The sequence below is a fragment of the Streptomyces formicae genome (assembly GCF_002556545.1).
Lineage (GTDB): Bacteria > Actinomycetota > Actinomycetes > Streptomycetales > Streptomycetaceae > Streptomyces > Streptomyces formicae_A.
In genome coordinates this window covers 5125294-5137811 of sequence record NZ_CP022685.1, presented here as the reverse complement: position 1 = coordinate 5137811, position 12518 = coordinate 5125294, and the positions used below count along the sequence as shown (strand labels likewise).

Genomic DNA, 12518 nt, shown 5'->3' with positions numbered 1-12518 from the left:
CTCTTCTCTCCGGTCGACGCTCGGTGGCAGTGCGCGGTGGCAGTGCTCGTGGCTGTGCGGTGGCAGCGCTCACACGGCTTGCGTTGCGCTGACGCTGCGGAGTGTGACGGTACATCCCGCCCCCGTGTCAAACGGGAAAAGCCCGCAACGGCCACTCGAACGGTAACCCGACTACCGCCATTCCTGCCGCCCGGAGTGTCGACCTGCTGTTTCGGCGCGGGGAACGGGCCGGGGGCCTGTCGTGCCCGCGCCTCGCCCGTACCGCGTCGCGCTCGCCCCCTTGTCGCGCCGTTGTCGCGCCGCCTGCGCGGCCCGGCCTGACCGGGGTGCCCGCTGGTCGGCGGGCCTTCCGCACTGCGGAAGAGGGGAGTCCGGCTGTGCCGGAATCCAAAGGTCCGGCGGTCTGCGAGCGAGCCGCTAAGAGAGGGGTGCGGTGGTGTGGTGAAACTCGCCGGTCCGCAACCGTCGTGCGCCTCCCGCGCGCCGGTCGTGTACCGGCCACGCGCCGGTCGTGCCGTCGTTCAGCCCCGCGGCCCGCGCGCCGCGTTCCGCACCGCGGTCCGCGCCGACCTCACAGCCGCGTGAAGCACCACGCGGCGAGTGCCAGGGCGCCCGCTCCCGCGACGGCGGCGAGGGTCGCCGACGCGACAGGGTTCACACCCTCGGCGACCGGCGACCGGTGCGCGACGCGAACTCCCGTCCACAGCAGCAGGGCCGCGCCGAACAGCGCGAACACCGTCCCCGCGAAGATCGCTGGTGCGCTCTCCATGTCCTTGCCTCCCCGTACCGGATTTCCGTACCGGTTTCCCGGCCTGGAGGCTGACACGCACGGGAATCGGGAGCGCGAAATCCGGGTGAACGCAGGGCGGCCCACGACGGTCGTCCCTCAGGAACGAGGAACCCGCCCGTGGGGAGGAGCACCACCCGGTGGCCGGATCGGGCCGAAGGCGCCGATACGGCAAGGACGTTGGCCGGTTCACACCGGGCGCCCTCGACCCCGGATCGCCCCTCCCCTCTCCCTCTGTTCCCCCCTCCAGCTCCCTCGGCTCCCTCTCCGCTCCCCCTCTACTCCCCCACGGGCAGCAGGAACCCCTGCCCCACCAGGAGCCTGATCTGCGCGGGAGTGCGGTCGCGCAGCAACACCGGGTCCTCGCCGACCAGTTGTGCGATGGCGTCCAGGATCCGTCCAGCGCTCAGCGAGCCGTCGCACACCCCGGCGAACCCGGCGCCCACGGTGTCCACCTTGGTGGCCCGCCGCATCCCGCGGTGCTGGCGCAGCACGACGTGCTCCGGGTCCTCGGCGCCCGGCAGCCCGACCTGCTCCTGCACGACCTCGTCGGCCAGCTTGAAGTGCGCCGCGAGCAGGGCGGCGTCGTCGTGCGTGCGCAGGTACTCCTGCCGGTCGAAGAACTCCCGGACCGCCTCGCCGAGCGGCTGCTCGACGGGGTGCGGCCACTCCTCCACCGTGATGGAGGGATCGGCCGCCCCGGTCTTCCTGAGCGTGATCCAGCCGAACCCGATCGCACGCGTGCCCCGCGCGTCGAACTCGTCGAGCCACGCCTCGTACCGCGCCGCGTACTCCGCGGGATCCGTGCGGTGGTCCCCCGCGTCGCGCAGCCACAGCTCGGCGTACTGCGTGATGTCCTGCACTTCGCGCTGCACGATCCAGGCGTCGCAGCCGCGCGGCACCCAGGACCGGAGCCGGTCCTGCCACTCTTCGCCCTCCACGTGCTGCCAGTTGGCGAGGAACTGCGCGTATCCCCCTTCGTTCAGTCGCTCTCCCGCCTCCTGAACGAGCGAGCGGCACAGATCGTCCCCGCCCATCCCGCCGTCGCGATAGGTGAGCCGCGCCCCCGGCGAGATCACGAAGGGCGGGTTCGACACGATCAGGTCGTACGTTTCGTCGCCCACCGGTTCGAAGAGCGAGCCCTCCCGGAGGTCCGCCTGCGGGGCCCCGGACAGCGCGAGCGTGAGCCGGGTGAAGTGCAGCGCGCGGGGGTTGAGGTCGGTCGCGGTCACGCGCGTGGCGTGCTGTGCGGCGTGCAGCGCCTGGATGCCGGAACCGGTACCGAGGTCGAGGGCGCTCGCGAAGGGCGCCCGCACGGTGATCCCGGCGAGCGTCGTGGACGCGCCGCCGACACCGAGGACGACGCCTTCGTCGCGGCTCCCGATGCCGCCGGCGCCGCCGACCGCACAGCCGAGGTCGGAGGCGATGAACCAGTCCTCACCGCTCGGCCCGCCGTACGGCCGCACGTCCACGGTGGCCCGCAGCGACTCACCGTCCTCGACCAGCCACCCGCTCTCCAGGAGGGCGTCGACGGGCAGAACGTCGGCCACGCGCGCGTGGGGCACGGTTTCCTGCAACAGGAAGAGACGCACGAGCGCCGAGAGCGCCCCGTCTCCACGGGTGGCCCGCAGCGCGGGCACGGTCTCGCTGCGCGCGAGCGCGGCGTACGCGGGCGCCCCGAGCAGTTCGAGCAGCCCGTCGGCGGTGAAGTCGGCACCGATCAGCGCACCACGCAGGGCGGCGGCCACATCGGCACGGTCGGACGAAGGCAGGGGGAGGCTGGCGATACTCACGCCCTCCATTGTGGCGCCACAGCCGTGGGCAGGCGTTCCGCAAGGGGAGTGGGGTCTCCCCTGCTCGAGCGAAGCCGAGAGCTTGGGGAAGGGTGGGCACGGCCCCCGGTGCAGGCCAGCCGCAGAGACGACACGGCCCCGACGCGGAGGGTCAGTACCCCCCGGCGCCGAGGCCACGTCAATAAGGGGATCAGCTCTTGGCCGACGGCGCAGCGGACGCGCTCTTGCAGCTGTCCTGCTTGCCCATCGCCTTGCCGACCTCCCCCTCCTGCAGCTTCTCCAGCGCCTCGTTGCCGCTCTTGCTGAGCTTGTCCAGCTCGCCCGCGATGTTCTTGAGGCCGTCCGCGAAGTCCGCCTGGTCCTTGGTGTCGAGGTCGTCGACCTGCTTCTTGAGGCCTTCGTACGACTTGGAGATGGCGTTGAGCTCCTTGACGGCGTCGTCCGTCTTCTTCTGCCCGCCGTCGACCGGCGGCGCGCCCGCGCCCTTCACGGAGGCGCCCATCGCCTTGTAGGCGTCGGACATGTCCTGGAACGCCTTGGAGTCCGTCTTCTGGACGTCGGCAGGCGCGCTGTTGTCCGAGGTCTCCTTCTGGATCGCGGCGTTGGCGTCCGCGATCTTCTTCGACTGCGGCTGTACGGAGTCACAGACCTTCTTGGCCCAGTCGTCCAGCTTCTTGTCACCGTCGTCGCTGCACCCGGACAACGCGAGTACCAGTACCGCACCGCCGGACAGTGCGGCTGCAAGCTTCTTGTTCACCGGATTGGTCCCTTCCATGGCTCTCGGCCCCGGAACTTACACGCCAACTGGGCGACAACCGCATGTCGGGGGTCCCATACAACCGCTATTGAAGCCATTTGCACCAAGCGACGGAGGAGCAGGGAGCGCGAGAGAAGGCTCACGGAGCCTCCCCGGCACACCGGCGGGCGGACGGCGCATCAAAAAGCGCCGTCCGCCCGCGTGTTGAGCGGAGCCCGACCCGTTGGGCAGAGCCCGACCCGGAGTTACGACACCACGGCCGGATCGGCCGGCTTGGCCACCGTTTCCGAGTTGCCCTCGTCCCCGACGGCGATGCCCCGCCGCTTGGAGAGGTAGACCGCCCCGATGATGACCGCGATGGAGAGCACCGCGATCAGCACCCGCATCCCGACGCTGGCGTCGTCCCCGTAGCTGAACTTGACGACCGCGGGCGCGATCAGCAGCGCCACGAGGTTCATCACCTTCAGCAGGGGGTTGATCGCGGGGCCCGCGGTGTCCTTGAACGGGTCGCCCACGGTGTCGCCGATGACGACCGCGGCATGGGCCTCGCTGCCCTTGCCGCCGTGGTGCCCGTCCTCGACGAGCTTCTTCGCGTTGTCCCAGGCGCCGCCCGAGTTGGCGAGGAAGACCGCCATCAGGGTGCCGGTGCCGATCGCGCCCGCGAGGAAGGAGCCGAGCGCGCCGACGCCGAGCGAGAAGCCGACCGCGATCGGCGTGAGCACGGCGAGCAGCCCCGGGGTGGCCAGCTCGCGCAGCGCGTCCTTGGTGCAGATGTCGACGACGCGCCCGTACTCCGGTTCCTCGGAGTAGTCCATGATCCCGGGGTGCTCGCGGAACTGCCGCCGCACCTCGTAGACCACGGCACCGGCCGACCGCGACACCGCGTTGATCGCGAGCCCCGAGAAGAGGAAGACGACCGCGGCGCCGAGGATCAGGCCCACCAGGTTGTTGGGCTGTGAGATGTCCATCACGAGATTCATCGGCGCGCCGTCGCCCAGCTTCTCGCCGACGTCCTTGGCCGCTTCCGCGATGGCGTCGCGGTACGACCCGAAGAGCGCCGAGGCCGCGAGGACCGCGGTGGCGATGGCGATGCCCTTGGTGATGGCCTTGGTGGTGTTGCCGACCGCGTCCAGGTCGGTGAGCACCTGCGCGCCCGATCCCGTGACGTCGCCGGACATCTCGGCGATGCCCTGGGCGTTGTCCGAAACGGGGCCGAAAGTGTCCATCGCGACGATGACACCGACCGTGGTGAGCAGGCCGGTACCGGCGAGCGCCACCGCGAACAGGGCGAGCATGATCGACGTACCGCCGAGCAGGAACGCCCCGTACACGCCGAGCCCGATCAACAGCGCGGTGTAGACGGCCGACTCGAGACCGATCGAGATCCCGGCCAGGACGACGGTGGCAGGTCCTGTCAGCGAGGTCTTGCCGATGTCCTTCACGGGACGCCGGGTGGTCTCGGTGAAGTAGCCGGTGAGCTGCTGGATCAGCGCGGCCATCACGATGCCGATGGCGACGGCGACGACCGCGAGGATCCGCGGATCGCCGTCGTGGCCCTTGATCGCCGCGTCCGTGACGCCGTCCAGGTCCGCGTACGAGGACGGGAGGTAGACGAAGACGGCCGCGGCCACGAGCGCCAGCGAGATGACCGCGGAGATGAAGAAGCCGCGGTTGATGGCGCTCATGCCACTGCGGTCGGAGCGCCTCGGCGCCACCGCGAAGATGCCGATCATCGCGGTGATGACGCCGATGGCCGGGACGATCAGCGGGAAGGCGAGCCCGGAGTCGCCGAACGCCACCTTGCCGAGGATCAGCGCGGCGACCAGCGTCACGGCGTACGACTCGAAGAGGTCGGCGGCCATACCGGCACAGTCGCCGACGTTGTCGCCCACGTTGTCGGCGATGGTCGCGGCATTGCGCGGATCGTCCTCCGGAATGCCCTGCTCGACCTTGCCGACCAGGTCGGCGCCGACGTCGGCGGCCTTGGTGAAGATGCCGCCGCCGACGCGCATGAACATCGCGATCAGCGCGGCACCCAGGCCGAAACCTTCCAGCACCTTCGGCGCGTCGGCCGCGTAGACGAGCACCACACAGGAGGCGCCCAGAAGACCGAGCCCCACCGTGAACATGCCGACGACGCCGCCCGTGCGGAAAGCGATCTTCATGGCCTTGTGCGAAACGGCGGTGAGATCCTTTTCGGGCTCACCCTCCGCCGGAGTGGCCTCTCGGGCGGCGGCCGCCACGCGCACATTGCTGCGCACGGCGAGCCACATACCGATATAGCCGGTGGTCGCCGAGAACGCCGCACCGATCAAGAAGAAGATCGATCGTCCGGCGCGCTGATTCCAGTCGTCCGCGGGCAGCAGCATGAGCAGGAAGAACACCACGACGGCGAATACGCCGAGAGTGCGCAACTGCCGTCCCAGATAGGCATTGGCGCCTTCCTGGACCGCTGCCGCGATCTTCTTCATGCTGTCGGTGCCCTCGCCGGCCGCGAGCACCTGGCGCACCAGGACACCGGCGACCACGAGCGCCGCGAGCGCGACGGCCGCGATGACCATCACGATGAGGCGGTTGTCGTCGGTCAGTACTGCGGCTGCGAAGGTTGAGGGATGGTCGATCTGATGAGGGGTAGAAAGCCCCGCCATTCGTCCTCCTTGACGCTTGGGCTGAGCTCAAGATGTGGACGGATTGTAGGGAGCGGAACCTGATCAAAACAGAGCGCCACAAACGGAATTGACCTGAGATTGCTACTCAGCAAATGATCGTCGGCCCGGATTGACCCCGAAAGCAGTAATGCCTCAAAAGCGTTGACGAAAGATCGTCGATCTAGGCCGTTAAATGATCAGAAAAAGAAAAGGCCCTGTTCACCGTGGTGGTGACAGGGCCTGCGTCGGCCTGCGACAGCTCCCGGGGAACCGGACGGGAGAGTCCGGATACGTCGGGGCGGGAGGCCCCGGATCTCAGGGCAGAAGGGAGACGGGAGCCGTCGGCCAGCTCATCCGGATCAAGCCACCGGACGCGCCCGCGGTGACCTCCACGTCATCCACGAGACCGCTGATGACGGCGAGACCCATCTCGTCCTCGCCCTCGGCCTCCAGGTCCTCGCCGGCACCGGCCGACGCACCGGGCGCCCGGTCACCGGGAGCGGCGCGTGGCGCCTCGTCGCCGACCTCGATGGAGAACTGCTTCTCGTCCTCGATCAGCGCGACCCGCACCGGCTCGGTGACACCGGCGCTCTGATGAAGTCCGACGGCACGCGTGCAGGCCTCGCCGACCGCGAGCCTCACCTCGTCGAGAACGGCCTCGTCCACCCCGGCCCTGCGCGCGACCGCGGCCGCCACCAGGCGAGCGGTCCTGACGTGCTCAGGCAGCGCGCTGAAGCGGAGTTCAACGGTGGCCATGCATCCCCCTCGACATACGCGCGTGCTGTCAGGGGGCCGGGCCGCAGGCCCGGTCCCCTGCTGTACTGCCGTCCCGGGCCGGGGCCCGGAACGTCCGGCTCTCGGTCGGTCGGCCTGGGCCGACCGGCACTCAGTCGGTGGCCGCGACCGCTTCCTCGACCGAGGTGTGAATGGGGAACACCTTGGTGAGGCCGGTAATGCGGAAGATCTTGAGAATGCGCTCCTGGTTGCAGACCAGGCGCAGCGAGCCCTCATGGGCACGCACGCGCTTCAGGCCGCCGACCAGCACGCCGAGTCCGGTGGAGTCGAGGAAGTCCACGCCCTCCATGTCGACGACAAGATGGAAACTGCCGTCGTTCACCAACTCGACCAACTGCTCGCGCAGCTTGGGCGCGGTATATACGTCGATTTCGCCACCGACCTCGACGACCGTACGATCGCCGACGGTACGGGTCGACAGGGACAGGTCCACGGATCCTCCAGCACCTTGCTATCGAGCGGTCATCCCTCGGGACACCTCGGCAGAGCCCCCAGGACGGATCGCCAGCCGCGATGGCATTCAATCACTTACCGGCAGGCGAGCACGACGCCTTCGGACCATTGTCCATCCCGCCAGTGACACACTCGGTGCCGATGGCCAAAAAATCGCCTCCCGGAGGACCCTCTTCGGGCGCCCCGGCACACACGCCCCCGCGGACGGTCCTGGACCGGCTCACCGCGGGGCCGAGCCGTGCTTCGCGCGTCACTCATACGGAGCACTTGCCCCCACGTGCGGCTCGGTATGCCGTCTGGCCCGACCGCATCCGATCCGAGGTCATTTCCGCTGTCCAGGCGGCAGGCATCGAACATCCGTGGGCCCACCAGGCACGCGCCGCCGAGCACGCCCTGGACGGCGAATCCGTGGTCGTCGCCACCGGCACCGCCTCCGGCAAGTCCCTGGCCTACCTCACCCCCGTGCTCTCCACCCTGCTCGACGGCTCCGAGGCCCCCAACGGGCGCGGCACGACCGCCCTGTACCTGGCCCCGACCAAGGCGCTCGCCGCCGACCAGCGCCGGGCCGTGCGCGAGCTCGCGGACCCCCTCGGCAACGCGATCCGGCCCGCCGTGTACGACGGCGACACCCCTGTCGAGGAACGCGAGTGGGTGCGCCAGTACGCCAATTACGTGCTGACCAACCCCGACATGCTGCACCGCGGGATACTCCCCTCCCACCCGCGCTGGTCCTCCTTCCTGCGCGCGCTGCGCTACGTCGTCATCGACGAGTGCCACACCTACCGCGGCGTCTTCGGCTCCCACGTCGCCCAGGTCCTGCGCCGCCTGCGCCGCCTCTGCGCCCGCTACGGCTCCGAGCCCGTCTTCCTCCTCGCCTCCGCCACCTCCGCCGAACCGGCCCTCTCGGCGCAGCGCCTGACCGGCCTCCCGGTGCACGAGGTCGCCGACGACGCCTCACCCCGCGGCGACCTCGTGTTCGCCCTGTGGGAGCCCCCGCTCACCGAGCTCCACGGCGAGAAGGGCGCCCCCGTCCGCCGCACCGCCACCGCGGAGACGGCGGACCTGCTGACCGACCTCACCGTGCAGGGCGTCCGCTCGGTCGCCTTCGTCCGCTCCCGGCGGGGCGCCGAACTGATCTCGGTGATCGCCCAGGAACGCCTCGCCGAGGTCGACCGCTCCCTGGTCCGCCGCGTGGCCGCCTACCGGGGCGGATACCTCCCCGAGGAGCGCCGCGCCCTGGAGCGTGCGCTGCACTCCGGAGAGCTCCTCGGCCTCGCCGCCACCACCGCGCTCGAACTGGGCGTCGACGTCTCGGGGTTGGACGCCGTCGTCATCGCCGGATATCCGGGCACGCGGGCCTCGCTTTGGCAGCAGGCGGGGCGGGCGGGCCGCTCCGGACAGGGCGCCCTCGCCGTCCTCGTCGCCCGCGACGACCCGCTGGACACGTATCTCGTCCACCATCCCGAGGCGCTGTTCGAACAGCCCGTGGAGTCGACGGTCCTGGACCCCGACAATCCGTACGTCCTCGCGCCCCACCTCTGCGCGGCCGCGGCGGAACTCCCGCTCACCGACCAGGACATGACCCTGTTCGGTCCGGCGACCGAGGAACTGCTCCCGCAGCTGGAGGCCGCGAAACTGCTGCGCCGCCGCACCAGGGCCTGGCACTGGACCCGCCGCGAACGGGCCGCCGACCTCACCGACATCCGCGGCGAGGGCGGCAAGCCGGTCCAGATCGTCGAGGAGGGCACGGGACGCCTGCTCGGCACCGTCGACGCCTCCGCCGCGCACACCACCGTGCACGAGGGAGCGGTCCACCTCCACCAGGGCCTCACGTATCTCGTGCGCCACCTCGACCTGGAGGACTCGGTCGCCCTCGTCGAGGAGGCCGTACCGCCGTACTCCACGACCGCCCGCGACACCACCGCGATCTCCATCCTGGAAACGGACGTCGAGGTCCCCTGGGGCGCGGGACGCCTGTGCTACGGCTCGGTCGAAGTCACCAACCAGGTCGTCTCCTTCCTGCGCAGGAAACTCATCACGGGCGAGGTCCTCGGCGAGACGAAGCTCGACCTGCCCCCGCGGACGCTGCGCACCCGCGCGGTCTGGTGGACCGTCACCGAGGACCAACTGGACGCCGCCCGCGTCAATCCCGAGATCCTCGGCGGCGCCCTGCACGCCGCCGAGCACGCCTCCATCGGCATGCTGCCGCTGTTCGCCACGTGCGACCGCTGGGACATCGGCGGCGTATCGATCCCCCTCCATCCGGACACCCTCCTTCCCACGGTCTTCGTCTACGACGGTCACCCCGGCGGCGCCGGATTCGCCGAGCGGGCCTTCCACACGGCCCGCGAATGGCTCACCGCCACCCGCCAGGCCATCGCCTCCTGCGAATGCGAGGCGGGCTGCCCCTCCTGCATCCAGTCCCCCAAATGCGGCAACGGCAACGACCCTCTGCACAAACGCGGCGCCGTCCGCCTCCTCACGACCCTCCTCAAGGACGCACCGGACTCGGCTGCCGGGTAGGACGAGCACCCGGGCGCACCGACTCCACCGAGCCGACCACCTCGTCCGCCCCGACGGGACCCGCAGGACCCGCCCGCGCACCCACCTCCGTGGCGAAGGGCCCCGCCTCCGCCGTCACCGTGACCTCGGAGACCTGCCCGCGCACGACGCACCGCACCATCCGTGTCGCCTGCGCCGCCGCGACCCTCCCGGCCGCGTCACACGCCGCGTCCCGCCCCTCGCCCCAGCGGTCCGCCGCCGCGAGCGCCGCCAAGTCCGCCGCGCCGCCCGCCCGGTGCCGGGCCACGATCGCCTGCGACATCGCGAGGACCGCGCCACAGACCACACAGAGCGCGGCCATCACGACGACCACCCACACCGTGGCCGCGCCCCGGTCCGGACCCGCACCGCGCCACCTCGCACCCCGATCCCGCCCCGCACCGCGCCGCCTCGCGCCCCTCACTCCCCCACCCCCACCGTCTCCTCCGCCAACGCCACCGCCTCCGACCGCAGGCGCAGCCCGATGCCGAGTGCCGCCGGGCCCGGCGCGTCCGCCGCGACCTCCACGCGCACCAGGTCGCCCTCGCGCCGCACGGACACGCTCGCCCCGCCCGGCGCCGCCTGCCGCGCCGCCGCCACCGCCGCGGACTCCGGGTCCTGCCTGGCCACCGCTCGTGCCCCGGCCCTGGCCGCGTCGACGCACTGGATCTGCGCCGACGCGGCCAGCAACACCCAGACCAGCGCCATCGTGAACAGCACCAGCGTGGGCAACACCACGGCCGCCTCCGCCGTCACGAAACCCCGGTCCCCGAGCCGCCGGTCCCCGAGCCGCAGGCCCCCGGGGCCCGCCCTCTCAGAACTGGACATCGAGCGCCTTCTCCACCACCGCTTGCAGTGCCGCCCTGACCTGCCCGCTCGTCACCACCTTGTAGAGCAGCCCGGCGAACCCCACCGCCGCGATCAGCCCCATCGCGTACTCGGAAGTGACCATCCCGGCGTCCCGGCCCACCGCTCGAGCCCACCGCCGCAGCGTCCGCACCCACACCTGTCCACACATCTCAACCCCCATGGAATTCACACCAGTTGTTCGACTTCTCGACATCGACGTCGACTTCGGCTTCAGCCGACGCTCAGCAACCCGTCCGCGAGCCCGATCACCACCGGCAGCACCCCGACCGCCACGAACGCGGGCAAGAAGCACAGCCCCACGGGCGCCGTCATGAGCACCGCCGCTCTCCGCGCCGCGGCCGTCGCCGTACGTCCCCGCTCGGCCCGCGCGTCCGCGGCGACGCGCGCCACCGGTTCCGCCGCCGGAGCGCCGGACTCACCCATCCGCTCCAGAAGCCGCGCCAGCGCCCCGGCGCCCGGTATCGCACCCAACCTCCGCCACGCGTCGGCTGGTTCGGCGCCGAACCTCAACTCGGTCGCGCCCCTCGCCAGGCACACCCCCACCGGCCCCCTCAGCGACTCCCCGACGGCTTGCGCGGCCGCCACAGGGCTCGCCCCGGCGGCGACGCAGGCCGCCAACAGATCGGCCGCCAGAGGAAGTTGCCGCGCCGCCTCCAGGTCATCGCTCTGACCTGCCTCCCCGACCTCACGCCCCCGCCGCCAGCGCCACACCCCGTACCCGGCAGCCACCCCCACGAGAAACCCCGGCACCCCGCCCACCAGGACGTATCCCGCACTCACCGCCCCGGCCACCGCGAGCCACCCACGCGCCCCGCCCAGCCGCCCGAGCCACCGCTCCCGCCGCACCCGCGCCGGAGGCGTCACCAGCACCCCCAACGCCTCCTCGGCCCTCCTCCGCGCCGCTCTCTCCCTCCTCGCCGCCACCACCGTCAGCACCACCCAGACCACGGCCGCCACACCCCACACGACCGCCCCCAGCCCGTAGACACCCCTCATCGCCCCTCCGCCCCTCGTACGATCCGCAGCGCCCACCACACCCCGGCGCCCTCCAGCACTCCGCCCGTCGCCAGGCAGCCGAGACCCGCTCCCGTGTGCAGCAGCACCCTCAGTGGGTCCGCGCCGAGCGCGGTGCCCATCAGCAGGCCGAGCAGCGGCAGCCCCGCGAGCATCACGGCGGTCGAGCGCGCGCCCGCCAACTGAGCCCGCAGATCAGCTCGTTGATCACGCTCTGAGCGCAGCGCGGCCTCCAGGCGTTCAAGCCCCGCCGCGAGCCCCGCGCCGCGATCCACCGCCACCCGCCAGCACGCCGCGAGCCCGAGCAGCCCCTCGGCGCCGGGCTCCTTCGCCGCATCCCCCAACGCCCCGGGAACGTCCCCGCCGAACCGCGCCGCCGCCAACACCGCACTCCGAGCCGCACCACCCCCACCTTCCGCACCCACAGCCACCTCTGCCTCTGCCTCCGCCTCACCAAGAGCCACCCGCAGCGCCTCCCCCGGCTGTCGCCCCGCCCGCACCTCACCCGCGAGCACCCCGCACATCTCGATCACCGCGTCCCCCCGCCGCTCCCTCGCGCCCCGGGCCTCTCTGGCCCTCCGCACGCGTCGCGCGAGCGGCACCCCCGCCGCTCCCAGGACCACCGGCACCACCGACTCCCCCAGCAACCCGAGGACCACCCCGACCGCCAGGCACCACCACTCCTGTCGCACCCGCACCCGCCCCCGCCCTGCCGCGACGGCCCTGCGCCAGGACCAGCCACCCGCCCCCTGCGGCCCACCGCCCCCGAGCACCACCCGCACTCGCCGCGCCCGCAGGTCCCGCGCCCCCATCAGCCAGGCCGCGCCCCCTACACAGAGGGCGGCCGCCCACATCGGCGT

General features: G+C 71.6%; 12 protein-coding genes. 1 reads left to right on the top strand and 11 read right to left on the bottom strand.

Going from position 1 to position 12518, the window contains the following annotated elements:
- Window positions 1–571: 571 nt before the first annotated feature.
- The 6 genes from KY5_RS22175 to bldG all read right to left on the bottom strand — a co-directional run bounded on the left by KY5_RS22175 (window position 572) and on the right by bldG (window position 7213).
- Window positions 572–769: a hypothetical protein gene (locus KY5_RS22175; protein WP_098243898.1), complete on the bottom strand. Its 198-nt coding sequence runs from the start codon at window positions 767–769 to the stop codon at window positions 572–574.
- 296 nt (window positions 770–1065) lie between these two features.
- Entirely contained in the window at window positions 1066–2589 is a 1524-nt protein-coding gene (locus tag KY5_RS22170) for a DUF7059 domain-containing protein (RefSeq protein WP_098243897.1), read from the bottom strand.
- A gap of 181 nt (window positions 2590–2770) precedes the next feature.
- Window positions 2771–3355, bottom strand: a complete 585-nt coding sequence (locus KY5_RS22165; RefSeq protein WP_098243896.1) for a small secreted protein — start codon at window positions 3353–3355, stop codon at window positions 2771–2773.
- 227 nt (window positions 3356–3582) lie between these two features.
- A complete protein-coding gene (locus KY5_RS22160; RefSeq protein ID WP_098243895.1) occupies window positions 3583–5985 on the bottom strand; it encodes a sodium-translocating pyrophosphatase in 2403 nt (800 codons plus the stop codon).
- Between the two features lie 315 nt (window positions 5986–6300).
- On the bottom strand, window positions 6301–6741 hold the full coding sequence (locus KY5_RS22155) for an ATP-binding protein (RefSeq protein WP_098243894.1): 441 nt from the start codon (window positions 6739–6741) through the stop codon (window positions 6301–6303).
- Between the two features lie 130 nt (window positions 6742–6871).
- The gene (gene bldG, locus KY5_RS22150; protein ID WP_003975386.1) at window positions 6872–7213 is read right to left on the bottom strand and encodes an anti-sigma factor antagonist BldG; all 342 of its coding nucleotides are present in this window, start codon (window positions 7211–7213) and stop codon (window positions 6872–6874) included.
- An 80-nt stretch (window positions 7214–7293) separates the two neighbouring features.
- Here bldG and KY5_RS22145 point away from each other — a divergent pair, with 80 nt between their 5' ends.
- Window positions 7294–9756, top strand: a complete 2463-nt coding sequence (locus tag KY5_RS22145) for a DEAD/DEAH box helicase (RefSeq protein ID WP_098243893.1) — start codon at window positions 7294–7296, stop codon at window positions 9754–9756.
- Here KY5_RS22145 and KY5_RS22140 read toward each other — a convergent pair.
- From KY5_RS22140 to KY5_RS22120, 5 genes are all read right to left on the bottom strand, one after another.
- Window positions 9725–10198, bottom strand: a complete 474-nt coding sequence (locus KY5_RS22140; RefSeq protein ID WP_267894290.1) for an Rv3654c family TadE-like protein — start codon at window positions 10196–10198, stop codon at window positions 9725–9727. The genes KY5_RS22145 and KY5_RS22140 overlap by 32 nt on opposite strands.
- A complete protein-coding gene (locus KY5_RS22135; protein WP_098243892.1) occupies window positions 10195–10602 on the bottom strand; it encodes a TadE family type IV pilus minor pilin in 408 nt (135 codons plus the stop codon). Before KY5_RS22135 ends, KY5_RS22140 begins: the two co-directional genes overlap by 4 nt.
- Window positions 10589–10726 carry a DUF4244 domain-containing protein gene (locus KY5_RS42605; protein WP_234362807.1) on the bottom strand — a complete coding sequence of 46 codons (138 nt, stop codon included), beginning with the start codon at window positions 10724–10726 and terminating at the stop codon, window positions 10589–10591. The genes KY5_RS22135 and KY5_RS42605 overlap by 14 nt, the downstream gene beginning before the upstream one ends.
- A 128-nt stretch (window positions 10727–10854) precedes the next feature.
- Window positions 10855–11640 carry a type II secretion system F family protein gene (locus tag KY5_RS22125; RefSeq protein ID WP_098243890.1) on the bottom strand — a complete coding sequence of 262 codons (786 nt, stop codon included), beginning with the start codon at window positions 11638–11640 and terminating at the stop codon, window positions 10855–10857.
- Entirely contained in the window at window positions 11637–12512 is an 876-nt protein-coding gene (locus tag KY5_RS22120) for a type II secretion system F family protein (protein WP_098243889.1), read from the bottom strand. Before KY5_RS22120 ends, KY5_RS22125 begins: the two co-directional genes overlap by 4 nt.
- Window positions 12513–12518: the final 6 nt, after the last annotated feature.